This is a genomic window from Robiginitalea rubriflava (assembly GCF_052540725.1).
Genome location: NZ_CP199309.1, coordinates 1401163 through 1420486, shown reverse-complemented (window position 1 = coordinate 1420486; position 19324 = coordinate 1401163). Strand labels below are relative to the sequence as shown.

Genomic DNA, 19324 nt, shown 5'->3' with positions numbered 1-19324 from the left:
ATGCCGTGTTTTCTGCTATCTGAAGTTTCCCCATTAAAGCGTAAACCTTAAACCAATACAGTATGAAAACCAGTATCCAATTGACCCTTAAAACAGTTGGCACCATGGTCCTGGCCGGTGTGCTATTGCTATTTTTTTCCTGTACCCAGGAAAATCTGTCCGATGAGCTTATCCAGGGAGAGGAGCTCAACGCAGTTGCTGTAAAAAACAGCAAACAAAGGCCCTGGAAAATCAACAGTTCAGGAGCGTTTCAGGCCATAGGCCCTTCCGAACTATTATGCCCTGAGGCAGACAAACCCATCGCCATATTGCTTTCGGGTGATGGCAATGCTTCCCATATTGGCCTTTTTCAGGTTTCACTGACCTGGTGTACCAATCCCGTGGCTGATTTGGGTAGCCCGGTTAATTTTATTGCCGGCACCATAACAGCTGCCAATGGTGATGAAATTGACTTCGAGTCCACTTCCTTTAACGGACCTTCCGTAGATTACATTGTAACCGGTGGCTCCGGGCGCTTTGAAGGTGCTTCAGGCGAATTTAACCTGGCTACTACAGCATTTTTCTTTGATCCGTCTACAGGCGCAGGCACCTATTCCAATGCGGGTGAAGGATATATTATTTATTAAGCGGGCTCCCGAGACCACTTAATTATTAAACCCGGCCAGCTAGCCGGGTTTTTTATTTTATCTCCTATAATGAAACAGGGGTCTTACCTCTTGATGATTTTAGACCTGTCCGTCAATCCCTTGATTTCAACATCAGGGTTCCCGTACACGTAAACGTTGCTGCGGCCTTCAGCATACACTTCCAGGTTTCTTGTGGCATGCACATAAACATCCGAAGTGTTCGAGGTATACAGATCTGCTGTACTCACGCGCATATTCCTGGCATTTAGGGTGGATGCTTTTTTCAGACTAAATGTACCCAAATCTGCATCTCCTTCGAGGTCCAGGTCAGCAGTATTATTCAGGGTAACCCGCACCTTTTTACTCACTACATTGGCTTTCATGTCAGTGCGATCGTTCATGATCAGGGTGGTATTTTCAGCCCGGACCTGAATATTCCCGCCAGCGTTCCTGTGCAGGGTAGCTATAAAATCGTCTGCCTCCACATCCAGTTCAAAACGAGAGCCGCTATAAGCCATCAGATAGAAGGTGCCAGCACTGATACGCCTTTCCCCTTTAACTTTTGAATCGTCCTTGATAACCAGGTGCTCCAGCCTCTTGACGGTAAGTTGTATCTCCAGCTTTTTACTGCTGGTTATTTCCTCTGTAGTAAAAACTTTCAGGATACTGTCTATAACCACAAACTGCACTACTGTATGCAAATTGCTGTCGGCACTAAGCCGATAACCGCTGGCATCACCCTGTGACAGGCTAATTTCCAGGTTATCGTTTACCTCCAGAACATTAAAGTCTTGTGGGATTTCTGCCATCAGCAGGGACACTTCCCTGTTGCCGGCAATTTTAGTTTTCTTTTGGGCAGATAATGACAGGCTTATCAATACCATTCCCAAAAAGCTCAGATACTTATTCATTTTCTAATTTGAATGATTAACATCTTTTATACCCTAAAATCTCAAAAGGTCACATATTAGCTTCCCGGGCTGTTTTTAATTTGAAAAAGTTCAGTAACTGGCCGTAAAAGGGGGTGTTGAATAATTCCGCCAGTTCCTCCCCATTTTGCAAATCCTCAACCGCGTTCATAAGGTCGCTAAGGGAAGTATCCGGTGGTTTTTTATCTGTGGCCAGGGCCTTAAAAATGTTGTGGTCCATATTTCAGATTTGATAGTAGGATTTTACTACTTTCTGTTTGGCCCTGTTCAACCGCATTTTAATCGCGCTTTCCCCAACCCCCAGTAAAGTCTGTATGGATTTTATGGAGGCATCATCCTGGTACTTCAATAAAAGCAGTGCCTTGTCTTCGGGTGCAATCCGGTCCAGCGCCAATCCTAATTTATCCGGGTCCAGGGCATTGATCTCTTCCATATCTATTTGCTCCAGGGAACTCATTACCTTATTTGAGCGCATCTCCTCCCGCTGTTTGGGCTGTTTTTCCCGAACCATGTAGTTGGCACACAGGTTATAGGTGATAACATAAAGCCAGGTAGCGAACGCAGCTTTATCCCGATCATAAGTGCTTAGCTTTAGGAAAGCCCTGAGGAAGACATCCTGAGTAAGGTCTTTGGCCTCATCAGTGTCTTTAACAAAACTGTAGCATTTATTGAAGACCTTTATGGCGTAGCGGTCGTATAAAAAGGCATAGAGAGAATGCTGTCCCTTGTCTACAATAGTCTTTACCAATTCCACGTCAGGAAAGGATTGGTATGATGCTCTATTTTGAAAGGAGTTATCCGAAGCCATTGTTCCCACACTTAGTGAAAAACCCTGCAGAGTTGCGGAATTTTCAACAATTACCAGGCAGAAGATATCAAAAAGAATCCAATTCCCCGTATTAGCTTGTAGCCTTAGTCACTAACCACAGTATAGCGGTACTCCGGCCCGTCGCAGGGGGTGGCTCCATCCTGTATCAGCATCCCGTCGCGCACAAAATAGAATTCTTCCGGGCTGCCAAAACAATTAAAAACCAACGGGCTGTTTTCCGGGTAGTTTACCAAAAAGCCAGTTTGCCCGTTTCGGGTGAATTCCTGCCAAACCCCCTGGGCGCTGCTGGTTTCATTATCGCGCTCACGGGATTTTATAAAACGACCGCCTTCTTCAAAGAAGATGCCTTCGTCAATGCCAAGTTCTTCAGCACTTACCTCTGTCATGGTCATATAGGCATAGGTACTGGAAAGGCGCCAGGTTTCCACTTCCAGCGGATCAACGGAATTGGAGCAGGAAGTTCCCAGGCTTATTGTGGCGCACAGGATTATTGCAAGCTTTTTCATAAGGGTTTTTTTATTAGATGGGTAAGCCGGGGCTGGGTTGCGACAGAATAGTCTTTTCAGATTTTTTGTAACTTGAAATGGTCTCCCTATTGTAAACATATGGATTTTCGAAAATTGTTTAGGGAACTCAAGCGGCGAAAGGTATACCATGTGGCTATTAGCTATGCCATTACCGCCTGGTTGATTGCTCAGGTCCTGGATCTGGGTACGGATGCTTTTGAGGCGCCTCCCTGGGTTATGAAAATGGCTCTGATCCTGTTACTGGTTGGTTTCCCAATTGTCTTGGTACTAGCCTGGGCTTACGAGCTTTCCCCTGAAGGAGTTGTCCGTACCGATTTTGTCCGTGGGAAGGCAAATCCCAATCCACAAGCGCGAAAGCGACCCATGGTCCAATTGGCAATTTTCGGCCTCCTTATTGCGGCTGCAGGATTCCTGTTTTTCTATAAAAGCGATTTATGGGGATCTACCCAGCCTGAAGGTGACCCCTTACAAGCTCCCAATTCCATCACTATCGCCATGCTCCCCCTGATCAATCTTAGTGAAGACAAAGAACTAACCTATTTTTCCAGCCAGCTCACCAACGAGATTATAAACGAACTAGCCAAGGTGCGCTCTTTTGCGGTAACCGCCTTTAGTACCATCTACAGCTTTCAGGAGAATGGCAGATCTACACAGGAAATTGCCGACACTTACGGAGTAAACTACCTGATGAGGGGAAGTGCCCGTGCCTTTTCACAAGGGGACAGCATTAAAATTGATATCGAATTAATTGAACCCAAAACCGGAAGGAGGCTGTGGGGGGAAGCCTATGAGGAACTCATGGGAAAGGCTCCGGCACTTCAGGCGGCGATTGCGAAAAAGGTGGCGGCCAATTTAAACGTTCAGCTGAGTCCGTCAGAAGCGGCCTCTCTATCCGGAAACAAAACCAATAACGGGCAGGCCTATCTGAAATTCCTTAAGGCCAGACAGGAATTCTATTTCTACACAGACAGCTCCATCAACAGGGCCCGGCTACTTTTGGAAGAAGCGCTTGAATTGGATCCTGATTACACGGAAGTCCATACGCTTCTGGCCTGGATTTTGACCTCTTACGCCTGGCCCGCCTTTAAAAAGGATGAAGAGACCCTTATCTGGTCAAAAGAAAAAACAGCCTACCACCTTGATAAAGCGATGTCTCAGAATCCGAACAGTTCAGATATTTATCTGGTTAAAGCGAATTATGTCATGTCCTACAAGGATGATTTAAAGGCAGCAAATGAGTACGTCAATAAGGCTTTAGAGATCAACTCCTGGCCTGAATTGCCTACCAATCATTGTGTGTGCACTGCAGTAACGGTAAACATTGTACGCGGCAATATCGCGCGAGCCAAAGAGATTTCTTATCTGGCCCGGATTATAGAACCTGGTAGCATTATGATTTTAAATGATGCTTTCTACATCGATTTAATTGAAAGGAATTTTAAAGCTGCTTCACAAAAAATGGAACAGGCGCTTTCCCTTATGAACGTCCCGGTAATTCGTTTTCAATTGGGATGGGGTTACCTGAATGAAGGACGTTACAGGGAAGCCATACAGATGCTGCATTCGGCCTATCCTGAAATAACAAACCAGACCCCAGCCGGTATCGCCTACCTTTCAAATGCGCACTATCAATTGGAAGAACTGGCCGAAAGTAATCGTTATAAAGACCATTTAGAGTCACTTCTTGCCGAAGGTGAAACCAATGTGATGGTGGACTTGGCTTTAATTGCTGCCGCCAGGGGGAATCCAAACCAAATGTTTGATTACCTCGAGCGTTACATGGATGAATCTCCCATTGGAATGTCCTTCCAGCTCAACACGGATCCGGTGTTCGACCCTTACGAGGAAGACCCCCGCTTTCACGCCTTAAGGGAGCGGATGGGATATTACGAATAGTTGCCAGGTTTAACAGTATATTTTAGGAGTAGAAAACGTAAAGCCGCTTTATACTACACATATCCCCAACATATCTTTATTTAAGTTAATACACTTAGTAAAAGGGCCATTTCAGTGATTGTCTCAAAACCTTATAAATTCTATTTAGAATTTTTCTAAACAATTTTTATTATCCGCCCTGCCTGATTATTTTTGGCCTCCAATGCAGGTAAAATGAGCAACGCAAAAGGCTTTCCGTTAAAGGGCATCATCACGGCTGCATTTCTCTTTATGGCCATCGGTATCCTTATGGAATTGTACCTCCTCGGGCACCATGAAGATACGCAGCAGTTAATACCCATCTTGTGTATTGCTGCGTCCCTGCTGTTGGCCTGGGTCCTTTTTTTCCAACCGACGCGCCTTCTGCAAAGACTCTTTAAAGTGGTCCTGGGCCTGACCGCACTTAGCGGCGTTTATGGTACCTATTTGCACTTGCTGGCCAATTATGAGTTTGAACAGGAGATGGCCCCTGGCGCCGAACGCTGGGAACTGTTTATGGAAAGCTTATCGGGCGCCCTGCCGGCCCTGGCCCCGGCCAGCATGATTGTATTGGCATTAATCGGTTATTCATATTTAATTCTTTTAAAACAAAAACAATGAGAAACACAAGGAATCTGGTATTGGGCTGTGCCCTTTTTAGCTTGGCTGTTATGGGTTGCAAGCAAGCCAAAGAAAAAGAAAGTGAGGCGGTAACCACTGAACCATCCGCCACGGAAGCAGCAGCGACCACCCCGGAAAGCACAGAGAGTACTACTGTGCTGAACGCAAACCTGGCCACTGAAGCCGAACTGGGCGGCATCGGGCTGCCTGCCGAAACGGTAACTCAGATTTTAAGCGCCCGCCCTTTTCTAAGCATGAACGAATTGGATACCCTTTTGGGCGAGATCGAAAACAAGTCGGAATTCTACAAAAAAGTATTTGTCCCCTTTAACCTCAACACCACGGCAGAAGCAGATTTTAAAATGATCCCGGGGGTGGGCGACCGTATGGCCCACGAATTTGAGGAATACCGGCCATACAGCAGTATACAGCAATTCAGAAGGGAAATCGGGAAATATGTAGATGAAGCTGAGGTGGCGCGGTATGAGTATTATGTGTTTATCCCCGTTGAGCTCAATACGGCTTCCGAAGCAGACATCAAGGCCCTCCCCGGGGTGGGCGACCGTATGGCCCACGAATTTGAAGAGTACCGGCCCTACAGCAGTATGGCCCAATTCCGCAAGGAAATTGGCAAGTATGTGGATGATGCTGAACTGAAAAGGCTGGAACGCCTCGTATATCTGAAGCAGTAAGGGCAAAAGAAAGGAAAGATAAGAAAGGGGCCGGCAATGAGTTGGCCCCTAACAATTCTATGGTTTTTCTATAGGCCAGTTTTGCCTCATTTGCGTACCTTTTGTGTGTTCCCCTTTACCGTTTGACTATTTTAGTTTCCCGTTCCCATGTCTGAACAGCTCCGGCATTCCGACTTTCGTATCCGCAAGCTGATCGGCTTTCTGGGGATCTCCATCCCCTTTGTGCTGCCGGCCCTTACCGGAGGGGAAGTGCTGTCTTCCATCAGCCACTATTATTACCTGACCGCCCCCTCCCTTTATTTTATTATCGTGCTCTCCTCTCTGGGGCTGTTTTTGATCTCCTATAAGGGGTTCTCGGCCAAAGCCTTCGGGCAGAAAGACTACATCAATGATGATTGGTTAACGAATTTTGCAGGCCTGGCTGTACTGGCTGTGGTGCTGATCCCCACCGCCTGTGATGGGAGCGGTAGCAGCAGGGTAGAAAGCATCTGCCAGAGCGGCCTGTTTCCCTTAAGCGGGCATCTGGACAACACCGTCGATACCATCCACCTGCTTTCCGCCGGGATTTTTGTGGTGCTGATGGGCTGGATGTCTTACTACAAATTCACTAGGGACATCCCCGAGAAAGATTGCTGGCAGGTAAAACTTTACCGCAGCTGCGGCATCACCACCTGGGTGGCCGTTGGGACTTTGTTCCTTTACTTCATTACAGGCGCTAGCATCCAAAACTTTGTTTTCTGGATGGAGGTAATGGCCCTGGTCCCTTTTGGCGTGTCCTGGATCATCAAAGGGGAGACGGTGGAGATGATACGGGAGTTGGGGTATATTGGGAAGAGAGTTTAGACTTAGCTAAAGTAAAATGATTCAGGTTTAATTCCATTTCTACAGAAGAAAATATTCCTGGTTTTAAATCTGAAAAATAAACTCATATTCATCTCCATCTATTGGGATCATCACTTTTAAGACCTTAATCTTTTTAGAGTATGGGATATTAATAAACCCTATATATTCCGTTTCATTGGTTAAAGTGTTTCGTTTTAAATATCCCTCATTAAGTGTATTTCTAACTTGATATTGATTTTCTACTAAGTTTGATACGTTGTTCTTGGCCTGTTGTTGAGCTAAATACGCAGCCGAAGCATCATATGTTTCGGAAGTACTGATGCTGTTGCCACTTGTGTATCTAGCTCCATTGTAGCCGAAACTTTTCGTATAAGCAGTAGTATTCGAATATCCAGCGGTTGAAGCTGCCGCACCTTCCATAAAAGAGATGAAAATAGAATTCCAACTTTGTCTGTTTTTCACTTTCCTCATGTATTTTTCATGACTTAAAACATTGGTCCAATTAATGAAATCCTTTCCGAATTCATCGACATAGTAAGCCCTTATTTCCTCAGGTATAATTGTAATATACCTCCCCGTTAAATTCTGGATTGATAAATCTACTTGGAAGTATTTTCCGTATGTCTTGTCAATCTCTATCGCTGCAGCCAGATTTAGTCCTTTTGGGTCATGTTGATATTGAACTATTTCCCCTTCACTATAATAATAATTAATCCTCTTCAGGGGAGTGGAATTTAAAAAGCTATTTAAATCTAAGAAGCCTTCCCTTTTGGAGCTCTTCTCAATTTTTATACCTCTAATTATTATTGAGTTGTCGTCTTCCCTATCTTCAATGAGGTCAAACAATGTTAGGTTTTCCGGGACTTTTTCGAACTCTAAAGTGAAATTCAACTCTTCACCATAATCTTCCAAATAGCCAAATTCATTAACATTATCTAGAGGAAGGTTATAACTATTTAGCAATTTATAGTATAAGTTGGTCTCCTTATCAGATAAAATGAAATCTCGGCTCAATTGATAATAGCTACCTAAAGCAGAATAATTAGTGAGGGTAAAATGAACTAAGGTGCTTTCTTCTCTAAAATCAATTTGAACAATCTCGAGAGGCTGCACATCGTCTAAGAAATAGGGTTTGGCTATGACTAATGAATCGTACTGAGAACTTAAATTGGAAGGTAATAAGTATAATGCGAGGATTCCTACGAAAAACAATCTGTACATCAGTGATGTTTTTTAGCAAAAAATATTATTTGATAAAATTAAACGTCTTAGTAAAAACCCCAAATAAAATTAGATGATACTATCCTATTATCGCTGATAACCAAATATTAGGATAATTGTATTTGCACAAGATGTCCTATTAATTTCTTCATCACTCTCTCCCAAAATTTCCTTATCTTATTATTAAAAATACTAGATGCATGCAAAAATGAAACCCAAGGCAATTCTACTACTACTTTTTATATTCCTGGCCTCCTGCGCCACTACCAAAACATTTCCGGTTTCGGATATTGTGCCGGCTGCGGAAATAAAAGTAAAGCAGAAGACCAATAACAATGACAACAATGAGATTACCGTTAAAGCCAAATACCTGGCCAGCCCGGAGCGGGTAAAAAGCAATGCCACGGCCTTTGTGGTGTGGTTGGTGACCGAGGAGAATGGCATCAAAAACCTGGGCGCCCTCTACAACGAAAACGGGGAAGATTCCGAACTGGAAACCGTCACCTCCTTTAAAGGCAGTGAATTCTTTATCACCGCCGAGGAAGAGCCTGGCGTTTCCATGCCACAGGGGGTTGAGATCAGCAGGGTGAAGTTGTAGGAAGAAATCTTAAAACCATCCATTGGCAATCTTAATAGAAGCAAGAACCAATACTCTACGCTTATGAAAACAAACAATATTTACACCGTACTTTGTGCTTTATTACTGGTGGTTTCCTGCGGTAAGTCGGAAACAGATCCCCAACTAGAAGCTGAAAACCTGATGCAAACCTCCCGAGACTGGGCACAGGCAGCCCGTTCAGGGAATACGGACAGCATCCTTTCTTTCTGGACGGAAGATGCCGTTTTAATCATGCCGCAGGGCCCTGCTGTGCAAGGGCAGGCCGCACTCCGGGAGGTAGTGGCCTTCGGGGAAACAATGCCTGGTTTTGAAGTGAACTGGGAGCCCAGGGAGGCCCATGTCTCCAAAAGCGGTGATCTGGGGTATGTCATTGCCCATAAATATGTCAAATTCCGGGATACGACCGGGCAGCAGATCAGCAGCTTCCACAGGGAGGTAACCATCTGGAAGAAACAGGAAGACGGCAGCTGGAAGAATGTAGTGGACATCTACAACAATGATCCTACCCTTACTTCTATTGAATAAAAAATGCCCCGCAAAACGGGGCATTTTTTTATGATGGGATTAGCCCTAATCTACGATTGTAAAAGTGCCGGTCATAACAACATGGAACTCACAATTGTAATATAAAATATCGGGGGCGTCATTGGGAACGGTAAAGGTTACCGACCCGTTTACTGCACCATTGTTGGTTACTCCGTTATTGTAAAGATTAGCCGTGCCTGTGCCTTGCACCTCCTTGATCAGGAATGGATGGCCCGCGGCTGTTACGTTAAAGGTGTAGGTAGATCCCCTCTTAAGGGTCAGATCCGGATTACTGGCATTGGTCAGTTCCTCCCCGTCAAAAATATAAGCAGTAGCCCCGCTATTTACTACGTCGTAGGTTTTGGATTCTGCCTGGCTACCTGCGCTTGAATTCGCTCCAATATTCCCCTGTGCCACTATGGTTGCCAGGTCTTCTTCGCTCAGGTGCACATTTATGTAAGCATTGATTGTAAGAAGGTCATCATAGGTAACAGCTGCGCCACCTACTAGCTCACTTACCTGCGTTTTGCTGATGCCGGTATCTCCATTTACCGCGTTTAGGCCTACAATGATAGGGCCGGTAGTGGCAATATCATTCTCGTGAATGTGGGCGGGATGTAAGCCGCCTTCAGGTGTTCCGCTCAGTTGCAGGGTTACCAGGGTGGTCCCGTTAAGGCGCTCTTCAAAAAGAGCCGTCCCGCTGATCCCGGCTACGTCCTTTTCATCCAATTGATAGGAAACGGATACCCCCGTTAGCTCATTCTGGCCAATGTCTCCCTGAGCAACCAGGGTTGCCAGGTCGTCTGCGCTCAGGTGGATATTAATGTATCCATTAAAGGAAATAACATCGGAGTAACCAAAGGGTGTGCCGTCATCCAGGGCGGCCACGTTTGTAAGACTCAGGCCTGTATCGCCAACAACCGGGTTAAAGGTAAAGGCAATGCCCCCGCCTTCAGCAGCTGTATTGAAATGGATGTGGCCTGGGTGCTCCCCACCGTCTGGTGTATTTTCAAGGGCAATGGTGGCCAGGGCTTCTCCGTTTACGCGCTCGGAAAAGGTTGCAGTTCCGCTGATATCAGGAACGGCAACAGCGCCTAAGTCATAAGCCTTGGTCAGGCCGGTTAATTCATTCTGGCCAATATCTCCCTGTGCCACCAGGGTTGATAATTCGTCGGCGCTTAAATGCACATTGATATATCCGTCAAAATCCAATAGGGCCTCATAGGTAATTGGGGTTCCATCATCCAGTTCCGTGGTAGTTATGCTGCTTTCCCCTGTATCCCCGTTAACGGTTCCCAGGGTCAGGGCAATTCCCCCACCTTCCACGGCTGTATTGAAGTGGATGTGGGCCGGATGCTGCCCGCCTGCCGGTGTATTTTGCAAATCGAGGTCTATGGTTACCGAACCATCGGTGTTTTCTGAAAAGGTAGCAGTCCCGGAAATTTCAGGTACGGCTACGGATTGTAAGGTGTACGTTTTAGAATTCAGGGCTACCGGATCCATATCATCCATATTGCCCCCATCATCGTCACTGCAACCCTGTAAACCTACAAAGCTTACAAGGGTCAGGAATAAGTAAAAAATCTTTTTCATGGCAATTTTGTTTAATTATTTAATGTAATTCTTCAACAAACTTACGGGGTATGCCTGCCCCGGGTTGTTAAAAAAGTTTTAAAGTTTTATGGATTCAGGCACTCGCCTGAAACATATGCCGCAAACGGATCTTAATTTGGTTTAATAAGTTTGTTGTCTAACGGTTCTCTTAAACACGAAAACCCGCTGTTTGCGGGTTTTCTCTCGAATATTAAACGCACTTAATTCCCCATAAAAGACATTTCAGGGACCAGTTTGTGGGTCTCTATCGCGTTTCCATAAATTTCAATGGAATTGGAAAAGGCCTGCCTGTCCGTGTCGCGGGCGTCATATCCATATTTTTCGTTATAGGCATCCTGGTAATTAAAATCTTCTGATTTCCATTCCCCCATGGCCTTCATAGGGTCATCAAAAAAGGTAATGATCCTGAATTCCATTGACTGCCCCCCCGAGCTTAATTTGAAAACTGCCATTTGGCGGGTACTGTGCTCCTTCATTATTGACATCCTCCGGTTCATCGCCCGTCTGAAGTCAGCCCCATGCCCATCTTTAATGATAAGGGTCTGTACATCCATGTACTTACTGGGTGTGGCCGGGTCCCAGTTAACACTCCAGCCCTTAATACGCCACCAAACTTTGGCGCCGCTGGGTTCTTCCGCGTATTGCGAAACGTTTTTACCCCAATACTCCAATTCCTGGGGGTTCTCACTATACAGTTGGGCGAGGGTTTTGTTAACGTATACCCGCTCAAATTTACCCTGGTCCGAGCCGGTCATGATCTGATACGTAACCATAGATGTCTCCGGGGTGTTGTTGAACATCTTCGTTTTTTTGGCAGCCGCTTTTTTAAAGTTCTCTGCCTGTCCTGGTTTTGCCTTCCAGCGCATGGTCCGGTAATACTCCCAATTGGGGTTCGTTTGTCCGAAAGCGGACCCGAATACCAGCACAGAAGCCAGTGCACATAAAATTCGTTTCATAATTATTGGTTTTAGGTTGTTATTCCTTAAAAGGTACTTAATATTTAACCGTTCAAAGGGTTTATTTTATTTATTTTCAATGCATTACGTCTCCCGCAGCAAGAAATAAACATATTCCTAAGAATTCTCTTTCTTTTATTTAGTCTAAACCCTTCAAATATAGATTTACTCCGTACCCAAATTGCTATTTGGTGAATATAAGAGCAGAGCAGCTCTCGAAGCATTTGGCCTGATCGTATAGCTAGATTGTCTATATTTAATGAGCGCTTCCTGTCAAGCCCGTCCGAATGCTATATTTTTTCCTCCGCTTCAAATGAGCATTGTATTTATAATCAACAATAAGAACAACAGGCTCTCAAAAGCACTTCTAGCCCTGGAGCAGTACTTCAGACAGTCTGATAAGGGCAAGGTGGAGTTCCTTGTAACAGAGAAAAAGGAGCACGCCATCCAATTGGCCAGGCAAGCCACTGAAACCGGTTGTAAGTACCTGATTGCCGTTGGGGGTGACGGCACGCTCCACGAGGTGATCAATGGCGTTATGCAGAGTGATATGCCCGCAACAAAACACCCTGCAATAGGCCTGCTGCCCTGTGGCTCTGCCAATGATTTTGCGCGGACCGTGGGAGTTTCCGGCTCCATTGATGAACTGTTGCAACTTATCCAATCCGGGGCTGTCCGCAAGATAGACCTGGGGCAAATACGTTTGAAACAGACAGGGGAAACCCGCTGTTTTATCAATATTGCCGGAATAGGGTTGGGCGCAGAAGTGGTGCAATCCCTGGAACATTCCAGCGGCCTGTTAGGCCCGGGCTTCAATTATTTCAAACATATCATTCGGGGTTTTCTGCGGTACCGCAAAAAGGAAGTGCATTGCACAGGAAGCTCCTGGGAATGGAAAGGCGGGTTGCTGCAAATGGCCATCGCCAATGGCCGGTATTTTGGCAATGCCATCTGCATTGCACCGGATGCAAACATTTCCGACGGGCAGTTCCAGGTTGCTGTTTTTGGGGATTTAAGCATTTGGGACTATCTGAAGAATTTGGGAAAGCTTAAAAAAGGGGTGAAAATATCCCATCCACAGGTTAGCTACTACAATATCCGGGAAGTGTTGCTCCATAGCAAAGACCCTTGTAGTATTGAGGCTGACGGGGAGTTTGTGGGCCAGCTGCCGGCTACCATACGGGTATTGCCAGGGGCTATCTCTTTCTTGATGCCTGCTGATCGCAGATGAGCAGCCAGCCCTTGTCATTTAGGGAATGCCCCGGACATTCAATTATTTCCGTAACTTGACAGGCAGACCAACCAACAACAGGCCATGATCCGCTTTTTTAGCAAACTCCGTCAGCGTCTGCTAACCGATAACAAAGTCAGCAAATACCTGCTGTATGCCATTGGGGAGATCCTTTTGGTGGTGATTGGGATTTTGATAGCCCTGCAGATCGATAATTGGAATGAGGACAGAAAAAAGGCCGGTAAGGAACGTAAATTACTCCAACAAATAGAGCAGGACCTGATGGAAAGCAGGAATACATTTGAACGCCTTTTACTGTCCAACAACATATTTCGCAAATCCGGAGCGTATATTTTAAAGGAACTGGATTCCAACCTAATTGTATCAGATTCTTTGTTGTTTTGGATTAGAGTCAGCAAGTCAGAAAATGATTTTAACCCTGTAGATACAGGATACCAGGCTATGTTGAATTCCGGCACCAGTGAATTTAAAAACGATAGTTTACGGGTGGTCCTGTCCAATTATTTTGAACATATCCTCCCAATGGTTAAAACAAGAAATGACAAACTGCTGGCCATTCAATGGAATCACCTAAATCCCTTTATGCTAAAGCATTTCAAAGAAGAAAGAATCCTTTCCCGTGAAAGTATGTTTTACAATGAGGTGGTTACCGTCCCCAGGAGTTATCCGGACTTGGCACTGAATGACACCTATGCCAATATCCTCCACCTGAAGAATGAGCGCATAGAGCTAAATATTACAAGGCTCAGGCAAACCCAGGAAGCACTGGAGCAATTAATTGTGCTGGTGCAGACTGAAATAAACAGGAGCAGAGCGCCCTGATACCAGCAGATACCACACTATCCAACCTGTTAAATAACTAAGGTTTCCAAAACGAAATAAGGCTCGAAAAAGTTAAATACAGCTACTCATGCTCCGCTTCTTCCGACAGATCCGCCAAAGACTCCTCACTGAAAATAAGGTTAGCAGATATATGCTGTATGCTATTGGGGAGATTCTGCTTGTCGTAATTGGGATTTTAATTGCGCTTCAGATTAATAGCTGGAATGAGGAAAGAATTGAAAGGAAAACCGAACGTCTATATCTAGATGCATTAAAGGAGGAATTTGAACAAAATTTGGCGGAAGCTCAGAGGGTAATAGTAACCAATAGGAACAATCTTGATGCTTCGCTTTATTTATTGGAATTTACCGGTGTGCAAACTCCAAAATTGACTGAAAAGTCATTTGATTCTTTACTTGTAGTGGCCCTAGCCACAGAAGTAGAGTATCGTCCTGGTATGGGAACTCTAAATGAAATGATTAGTACAGGAAATATGGCAATCCTTTCCAATAAGATTTTACGCAAAAAACTAGCTGCTTGGGACGGGATATTAACAATGATTCGTTCTCAGGAAAATGAGCTGTCCAGATTCCGATTTGCAATTTTTGATTTGATTAATAAAAAGGGTAATAGTCGTAAATCAACCTTCAATGCTGCCGGGGAAATACTGAATCTAAATTCAAGCAGATTTGATGTTTCAAGTTTTGGATTGCTGCAAAATTTTGAATTTGAAAATTACCTTACTGGATATTACCTGAGAGGTCTTATTCTAAATAACACTAATTATTCAAGACTTGTTGAGGAAATCAATGGGATTCTTGGTCTGATCGATCAGGAAATCAATTTGTTTGATAAGTAAATAGAAAAAATGAAATATTTGCGATTATTGAATTCATTGATCTGGTATTAAAAAAATTGTAACATGCTTCGCTTCTTCCGCAAGCTCCGACAAGGCCTTTTGAAGGACAATAATTTTAGCAGGTACTTCTTGTACGCCATAGGGGAAATCCTGCTGGTCATGATCGGGATCCTGCTGGCCCTGCAGGTAAATAACTGGAATGAAGAGCGTATCATCCGAAAAAAAGAATATTTCTACCTAAAGGCCCTCAAGGATGAATTTGAAACCAATCAGAAAGAATTATCCCGGGTAAAATTACTCAACAGCAAAAACCTGGATCACGCCCAAACCATGTCCAAATATATGGGTATCAAAAACAATGCGCTATCACAAAGAGCCTTTGATTCCCTTGCAATCGGAACGGTGGGTTCTGAAGTGCAGTACAGGCCCGGGGAAGGGGTAATGCGGGAACTAATCCAATCCGGAAACCTAGGGATACTTTCGAACAACGAGCTCCGGCAGAAACTCGCTTCATGGGACGGGCTGATGACCCGGGTCCGTTTTCAGGAGGCAGAGCATGCCCGCCCCCGCCTGGAGATGATCCGATTAGTGGAAGAAAAGGGTAATATGCGAAAATCTGTCATAAATGCATTCGGGGGCTTCCCGGGCCTTGTGCCCAGCAAATTTGAAGAATCTTCCTTTGAATTGATAAGCAGTCTGGAACTCGACAATTATATCACAGGCTTTATTGCAACCGGGGTATTTCTGAATAATGGATACTATGCGCGGCTGGAAAAAGAGATTGACCGTACGCTTGATTTAATTGAGCAGGAATTAGAAGGTGTTAATGGTAGTTGAGGAGGTTTTTGTGTGTAATTCCAGTGCACCGTCTAAAAAGGCGTGCGAGCCTTTCTGTTATTAGGCCTTCTTTGCATTTCCTTATATCCCGAAAAATGAGTACTATTAAGAAACAAAACCAATCAATTATGAACTACAAAAAATCGCTTCTTTACCTGGCCATTAGCCTGCTTTTATCTCCTGTAGTAGTGTACATTGTTTTAATAGCTGCCGGGGCAGCAGGTGCCTCGTATGAGATGACACACGGCGAAACCTTTATTATCTGGCTTCTTATGGCCATCGTTATCAACCTGTCCATAACCCGGAAGGAATAGTTCTGTGGGGGAATCCCTGTAAGCCATCATTTTGTAAAAAGACAGGGGCAATATAAGTCCATAACACATGCTCCACTTCTTCCGCCAGATCCGACAACGCCTGCTAACTGAAAACAAGGTTAGCAGGTACATGCTATATGCCATTGGGGAAATCCTGTTAGTGGTGATCGGGATTTTGATTGCGCTGCAGATTGACAATTGGAGCCAGGATAAAAAAGAGAGGCAGCTTGAGCTTGACTTGCTGACAGAAATCAGAAACAACTTAACAGAAGACCTGGCTAAAGTTGAGGCAAACATAGATTTGCAAAACGAAATCCTGCGATGCCAAAAAGCATTTATTGGTTGGCTGGGTGGCACAGAAAATTACAATGACAGTGTCCCCTATTTTTCCAATAGTCTTTCCTATTTTATTAGCCGGTCCTTATTGAGGAGCAGATTTCTGGCCAATCAGGGAACCTATGAAACTTTAAAACAGGTTGGCGTGAAGATCATCCAAAATGATTCACTCAGAATTCAATTAACCCATTTGTACGAGGTTGCATACCCAAGATATTACATTGAGCTGGAAGAGTACAAAAAGACGGCAGATGAATGTCTCCTGATATTTGAAGATCACCTGGAAGAAATGAGTTGGTTTGAACCTTTAAAAATATTCGATATTGAGAAACTCAGATTGGATCGAAAAATAAACTTTAGGATAAAAACACTGCACAACCTTGCGTACCTGCTTCCTAACAGGCATGCTGTTGGAGCTCAAAAAAACATCGAGATAACGCTTAAGTTGATAGAAGATGAATTTAAAGAGTAAATAAAGACAACTAAGGACCCCGTTTTCTAATACCCAATGTCTACAGCAATATCAGGCTCGTAGGATTAATTAAATCAAATTTTCCATGCTTCGCTTCTTCCGACAAATCAGACAACGCCTGCTTACCGATAACAAAGTAAGCAAATACCTGTTGTACGCCGTGGGGGAGATCCTGTTGGTGGTGATCGGGATTTTGATTGCTCTGCAGATTGATAATTGGAATGAGTTGCGAAAGGAAACCCTGAAGGAGAGAGCCCTTTTAAGAGAACTCCAAGCCAACTTAGAAACCAATGTCGAGAACCTGGAATCCGATATAAAAATTCAGATCACAGGCGCTTCAGCCATCCATTTCCTACTGGATCATTTGGACAACAAAAGGGCCTATATTGACACCCTCGACTATTTATTTCAGGAGGCTGATTATGTTCCTGAAGCAGTTCTTTCTTCTTCTGCTTTTGAAACTTTGAAATCCTCCGGATTGGGGCTTGTTGGTAACGACAGTCTCCGGAAAGGAATCATTGATCTCTTTGAGGTGAAGTACCCTTATTTGATGCAGGAAACCAGAAGACTGGAAGACCAGTTATGGACCACAACTTCTGTGCCTTTATATCAGCGGTATTTCAGAAGGGAAGCAACCGGGAGGGCTCACCCAACCAATTATGAAGCCTTGTTAAATGATGATGAATTTACCAATATGCTCAGTTTCAGGGTGCTGATGCGGGAAGCCTCCACATACCATAAAAGAAAAGCTATGCAGGAAACACTGGAGGTTTTGCAAATGATATCTGATGAATTAAACTGAAAAGCCCATGCTTCGCTTCTTTCGACAAATCCGCCAACGCCTCCTCTCTGAAAACAAGTTTAGCAGGTACCTGCTGTATGCCGTTGGGGAAGTTTTGCTGGTTGTATTTGGGATTTTGATCGCCTTACAGATAGACAACTGGAACGAAGAACGAAAGCTAAGAATAGAAGAACAAACCCTTCTCTCGCAATTAAAAGAAGATTACCAGGCCAACCTGGAACAACTGGACAGTAAAATTGCCACGCGCATACTGATTATTAACTCCTCAAAGGATTTATTGGGCTATTTTGACCATCCTGAAGAAGCCAATGAAGACAGCGTATTTTCCAAATTGGGAAATCTTGGTTTAACCGTAAGCTACGATCCTATCGATAATGACCTTGTTGCCACGGGTAAGATAAATCTAATCCAGCACCCGCAATTGAAGAGCCTGCTCACCAAATGGTCTACCGACGTTATCCAGGTTCAGGAGGTGGAAGCCATCTATATCAATACGCAGCATTATTCTAGTTTGCCGATCTTAAATAAGATCGGGGTTGGCCGCGCTGTTACCAAAGCACTTTATGAGAAAATTGACGACCTGCCAACCTTTTTGCTCAATCGCAAGGATTTTTCGGTGTATGACTTCAGGAAATCACGGCTGGAACCCGATTTCACCGAGATACTCCAAAACAGTGAAGTGGAAGGTATTGTTTCCAACGCCCTTTTGATCAATGAAGTGGTTAATTCGGAATCCTATACCCTCAGGAAGCAAATACTGGAAATCCTCAGGTTACTGGAGGAACAGCTGGCCCCTTCAGATTAAATCACCCTCTGGCTTTTGGTCTGAAGTTTATCCCTATTCATTGCATTTGTAAGTTCTTATTGGGATGCACATAATCTTTAATTCCTTAACTTAACAGGAGCAACCCGCCTTTTATGCTCCGCTTCTTCCGAAAAATCCGCCAAAACCTGATTATAAATAACAAGATCAGCAAATACTTGCTGTATGCCATCGGTGAGATCCTATTGGTAGTGATTGGAATACTGATTGCCTTCCAGATCGATACCTGGAATGACAATCGCCAGGCACGTGAGGTAGAATTAAAGACTTTGAGAGAACTAAAATCTGACCTCGTTCAGACCTTACAGGACATCCGTTCCGACAGTGTTAATTTTCGCAATATTATCCGTTCCAACCAAGCTATCCTTCGGCATATGGACGAGGTTTTGCCCTACCATGACTCTTTGATTCCCCATTTCAGCCAGATGGACCCGTTTCAGACGTTTTCGGTTAACCACACCACTTTTGATAATATCAGGATGAACGGCACAAGTATTATCACTAATGATTCCATAAGGCTGGGTATTGCCAGGTTCTATACCCGGCCGATCAATTTATACAAAGAATTAGAGTCCAGGGTGCTTGATGAACACTGCAGGAATTACTTTACCCCCATGATCATGCAGGCTTTTGAAACCGTATCCCCGAGTGTATTAATCCCGAAGGATTATAACGCATTTGTAACAAATTCCGATTATCGACAGGTGTTAAAATTCAATGTCCGGATCGCTGCCCAGATGATCAATTTTCAGGGGTTTCTGATGGAATTGCTGGAGGAGCAGATTCAGGGAATCGATGATGAGATGCAAAGGTTTGATCCATCTGATTGATTCCATAAGGAACTGATTAAAGAATAAAATGCTATTCCTGATTCCATCTATCTGATTTTGA

23 protein-coding genes are annotated in these 19324 nt (G+C 44.3%); 16 read left to right on the top strand and 7 right to left on the bottom strand.

The annotated features are described in order from the left end of the window. Positions 1–62: 62 nt before the first annotated feature. On the top strand, positions 63–626 hold the full coding sequence (locus tag ACT6NU_RS06500; RefSeq protein ID WP_445383652.1) for a hypothetical protein: 564 nt from the start codon (positions 63–65) through the stop codon (positions 624–626). 83 nt (positions 627–709) lie between these two features. On the opposite strand, the gene ACT6NU_RS06495 is transcribed toward ACT6NU_RS06500, so the two are convergent. The 4 genes from ACT6NU_RS06495 to ACT6NU_RS06480 form a co-directional block, all read right to left on the bottom strand. Then, on the bottom strand, positions 710–1537 hold the full coding sequence (locus tag ACT6NU_RS06495; protein WP_445383651.1) for a GIN domain-containing protein: 828 nt from the start codon (positions 1535–1537) through the stop codon (positions 710–712). A 49-nt stretch (positions 1538–1586) separates the two neighbouring features. Beyond that, positions 1587–1775, bottom strand: a complete 189-nt coding sequence (locus ACT6NU_RS06490; protein ID WP_445383650.1) for a hypothetical protein — start codon at positions 1773–1775, stop codon at positions 1587–1589. 3 nt (positions 1776–1778) lie between these two features. Further along, positions 1779–2309 (bottom strand): RNA polymerase sigma factor, encoded by a 531-nt coding sequence (locus ACT6NU_RS06485; RefSeq protein ID WP_445383649.1) that lies wholly within the window; start codon positions 2307–2309, stop codon positions 1779–1781. 158 nt (positions 2310–2467) lie between these two features. After that, the gene (locus tag ACT6NU_RS06480; RefSeq protein ID WP_445383648.1) at positions 2468–2890 is read right to left on the bottom strand and encodes a hypothetical protein; all 423 of its coding nucleotides are present in this window, start codon (positions 2888–2890) and stop codon (positions 2468–2470) included. 99 nt (positions 2891–2989) lie between these two features. Between ACT6NU_RS06480 and ACT6NU_RS06475 the strand changes: the two genes are divergently transcribed. The 4 genes from ACT6NU_RS06475 (at position 2990) to ACT6NU_RS06460 (ending at position 6981) form a co-directional block, all read left to right on the top strand. Then, positions 2990–4807, top strand: coding sequence for a hypothetical protein (locus ACT6NU_RS06475; RefSeq protein ID WP_445383647.1), 1818 nt, complete (start codon positions 2990–2992; stop codon positions 4805–4807). A gap of 213 nt (positions 4808–5020) precedes the next feature. Further along, positions 5021–5446 (top strand): hypothetical protein, encoded by a 426-nt coding sequence (locus ACT6NU_RS06470; protein ID WP_445383646.1) that lies wholly within the window; start codon positions 5021–5023, stop codon positions 5444–5446. Then, positions 5443–6138: a helix-hairpin-helix domain-containing protein gene (locus ACT6NU_RS06465; RefSeq protein ID WP_445383645.1), complete on the top strand. Its 696-nt coding sequence runs from the start codon at positions 5443–5445 to the stop codon at positions 6136–6138. Before ACT6NU_RS06470 ends, ACT6NU_RS06465 begins: the two co-directional genes overlap by 4 nt. Positions 6139–6285: 147 nt before the next feature. After that, a complete protein-coding gene (locus ACT6NU_RS06460) occupies positions 6286–6981 on the top strand; it encodes a hypothetical protein (RefSeq protein ID WP_445383644.1) in 696 nt (231 codons plus the stop codon). A 63-nt stretch (positions 6982–7044) separates the two neighbouring features. On the opposite strand, the gene ACT6NU_RS06455 is transcribed toward ACT6NU_RS06460, so the two are convergent. Beyond that, a complete protein-coding gene (locus ACT6NU_RS06455; RefSeq protein WP_445383643.1) occupies positions 7045–8202 on the bottom strand; it encodes a hypothetical protein in 1158 nt (385 codons plus the stop codon). A 196-nt stretch (positions 8203–8398) separates the two neighbouring features. On the opposite strand from ACT6NU_RS06455, the gene ACT6NU_RS06450 reads away from it, so the two are divergent. After that, entirely contained in the window at positions 8399–8800 is a 402-nt protein-coding gene (locus ACT6NU_RS06450) for a hypothetical protein (protein WP_445383642.1), read from the top strand. 63 nt (positions 8801–8863) lie between these two features. Beyond that, positions 8864–9346, top strand: coding sequence for a YybH family protein (locus ACT6NU_RS06445; RefSeq protein WP_445383641.1), 483 nt, complete (start codon positions 8864–8866; stop codon positions 9344–9346). A 45-nt stretch (positions 9347–9391) separates the two neighbouring features. Here ACT6NU_RS06445 and ACT6NU_RS06440 read toward each other — a convergent pair whose 3' ends face one another. Further along, positions 9392–10939 carry a CHRD domain-containing protein gene (locus ACT6NU_RS06440; protein WP_445383640.1) on the bottom strand — a complete coding sequence of 516 codons (1548 nt, stop codon included), beginning with the start codon at positions 10937–10939 and terminating at the stop codon, positions 9392–9394. A gap of 221 nt (positions 10940–11160) precedes the next feature. Then, entirely contained in the window at positions 11161–11916 is a 756-nt protein-coding gene (locus tag ACT6NU_RS06435) for a hypothetical protein (protein ID WP_445383639.1), read from the bottom strand. Between the two features lie 313 nt (positions 11917–12229). Here ACT6NU_RS06435 and ACT6NU_RS06430 point away from each other — a divergent pair, with 313 nt between their 5' ends. The 9 genes from ACT6NU_RS06430 (at position 12230) to ACT6NU_RS06390 (ending at position 19263) form a co-directional block, all read left to right on the top strand. Continuing rightward, complete coding sequence (locus ACT6NU_RS06430; protein WP_445383638.1) at positions 12230–13147, top strand: diacylglycerol/lipid kinase family protein; 918 nt, start codon at positions 12230–12232, stop codon at positions 13145–13147. A gap of 84 nt (positions 13148–13231) precedes the next feature. Continuing rightward, positions 13232–13990 (top strand): DUF6090 family protein, encoded by a 759-nt coding sequence (locus tag ACT6NU_RS06425; RefSeq protein WP_445383637.1) that lies wholly within the window; start codon positions 13232–13234, stop codon positions 13988–13990. 88 nt (positions 13991–14078) lie between these two features. Next, entirely contained in the window at positions 14079–14849 is a 771-nt protein-coding gene (locus tag ACT6NU_RS06420; protein ID WP_445383636.1) for a DUF6090 family protein, read from the top strand. Positions 14850–14912: 63 nt separating this feature from the next. Next, positions 14913–15686, top strand: coding sequence for a DUF6090 family protein (locus ACT6NU_RS06415; RefSeq protein ID WP_445383635.1), 774 nt, complete (start codon positions 14913–14915; stop codon positions 15684–15686). A 128-nt stretch (positions 15687–15814) separates the two neighbouring features. After that, positions 15815–16000 (top strand): hypothetical protein, encoded by a 186-nt coding sequence (locus ACT6NU_RS06410; RefSeq protein ID WP_445383634.1) that lies wholly within the window; start codon positions 15815–15817, stop codon positions 15998–16000. Positions 16001–16067: 67 nt separating this feature from the next. Continuing rightward, a complete protein-coding gene (locus ACT6NU_RS06405) occupies positions 16068–16808 on the top strand; it encodes a DUF6090 family protein (protein WP_445383633.1) in 741 nt (246 codons plus the stop codon). Between the two features lie 85 nt (positions 16809–16893). Then, positions 16894–17610: a DUF6090 family protein gene (locus ACT6NU_RS06400; protein ID WP_445383632.1), complete on the top strand. Its 717-nt coding sequence runs from the start codon at positions 16894–16896 to the stop codon at positions 17608–17610. A gap of 7 nt (positions 17611–17617) precedes the next feature. Further along, positions 17618–18415 carry a DUF6090 family protein gene (locus ACT6NU_RS06395; RefSeq protein WP_445383631.1) on the top strand — a complete coding sequence of 266 codons (798 nt, stop codon included), beginning with the start codon at positions 17618–17620 and terminating at the stop codon, positions 18413–18415. Between the two features lie 113 nt (positions 18416–18528). Continuing rightward, complete coding sequence (locus tag ACT6NU_RS06390) at positions 18529–19263, top strand: DUF6090 family protein (protein ID WP_445383630.1); 735 nt, start codon at positions 18529–18531, stop codon at positions 19261–19263. The last annotated feature ends 61 nt before the right edge of the window (positions 19264–19324 follow it).

Excerpts from the sequence above, each read along its gene's own strand:
- ACT6NU_RS06415 (WP_445383635.1), top strand. The coding sequence starts at position 14,913 with ATGCTTCGCTTCTTCCGCAAGCTCCGACAAGGCCTTTTGAAGGACAAT.
- ACT6NU_RS06445 (WP_445383641.1), top strand. The coding sequence starts at position 8,864 with ATGAAAACAAACAATATTTACACCGTACTTTGTGCTTTATTACTGGTG.
- ACT6NU_RS06390 (WP_445383630.1), top strand. The coding sequence starts at position 18,529 with ATGCTCCGCTTCTTCCGAAAAATCCGCCAAAACCTGATTATAAATAAC.
- ACT6NU_RS06425 (WP_445383637.1), top strand. The coding sequence starts at position 13,232 with ATGATCCGCTTTTTTAGCAAACTCCGTCAGCGTCTGCTAACCGATAAC.
- ACT6NU_RS06440 (WP_445383640.1), bottom strand. The coding sequence starts at position 10,939 with ATGAAAAAGATTTTTTACTTATTCCTGACCCTTGTAAGCTTTGTAGGT.
- ACT6NU_RS06460 (WP_445383644.1), top strand. The coding sequence starts at position 6,286 with ATGTCTGAACAGCTCCGGCATTCCGACTTTCGTATCCGCAAGCTGATC.
- ACT6NU_RS06455 (WP_445383643.1), bottom strand. The coding sequence starts at position 8,202 with ATGTACAGATTGTTTTTCGTAGGAATCCTCGCATTATACTTATTACCT.
- ACT6NU_RS06420 (WP_445383636.1), top strand. The coding sequence starts at position 14,079 with ATGCTCCGCTTCTTCCGACAGATCCGCCAAAGACTCCTCACTGAAAAT.
- ACT6NU_RS06470 (WP_445383646.1), top strand. The coding sequence starts at position 5,021 with ATGAGCAACGCAAAAGGCTTTCCGTTAAAGGGCATCATCACGGCTGCA.
- ACT6NU_RS06490 (WP_445383650.1), bottom strand. The coding sequence starts at position 1,775 with ATGGACCACAACATTTTTAAGGCCCTGGCCACAGATAAAAAACCACCG.
- ACT6NU_RS06475 (WP_445383647.1), top strand. The coding sequence starts at position 2,990 with ATGGATTTTCGAAAATTGTTTAGGGAACTCAAGCGGCGAAAGGTATAC.
- ACT6NU_RS06410 (WP_445383634.1), top strand. The coding sequence starts at position 15,815 with ATGAACTACAAAAAATCGCTTCTTTACCTGGCCATTAGCCTGCTTTTA.
- ACT6NU_RS06480 (WP_445383648.1), bottom strand. The coding sequence starts at position 2,890 with ATGAAAAAGCTTGCAATAATCCTGTGCGCCACAATAAGCCTGGGAACT.
- ACT6NU_RS06450 (WP_445383642.1), top strand. The coding sequence starts at position 8,399 with ATGCATGCAAAAATGAAACCCAAGGCAATTCTACTACTACTTTTTATA.
- ACT6NU_RS06435 (WP_445383639.1), bottom strand. The coding sequence starts at position 11,916 with ATGAAACGAATTTTATGTGCACTGGCTTCTGTGCTGGTATTCGGGTCC.
- ACT6NU_RS06405 (WP_445383633.1), top strand. The coding sequence starts at position 16,068 with ATGCTCCACTTCTTCCGCCAGATCCGACAACGCCTGCTAACTGAAAAC.
- ACT6NU_RS06495 (WP_445383651.1), bottom strand. The coding sequence starts at position 1,537 with ATGAATAAGTATCTGAGCTTTTTGGGAATGGTATTGATAAGCCTGTCA.
- ACT6NU_RS06430 (WP_445383638.1), top strand. The coding sequence starts at position 12,230 with ATGAGCATTGTATTTATAATCAACAATAAGAACAACAGGCTCTCAAAA.
- ACT6NU_RS06465 (WP_445383645.1), top strand. The coding sequence starts at position 5,443 with ATGAGAAACACAAGGAATCTGGTATTGGGCTGTGCCCTTTTTAGCTTG.
- ACT6NU_RS06500 (WP_445383652.1), top strand. The coding sequence starts at position 63 with ATGAAAACCAGTATCCAATTGACCCTTAAAACAGTTGGCACCATGGTC.
- ACT6NU_RS06400 (WP_445383632.1), top strand. The coding sequence starts at position 16,894 with ATGCTTCGCTTCTTCCGACAAATCAGACAACGCCTGCTTACCGATAAC.
- ACT6NU_RS06395 (WP_445383631.1), top strand. The coding sequence starts at position 17,618 with ATGCTTCGCTTCTTTCGACAAATCCGCCAACGCCTCCTCTCTGAAAAC.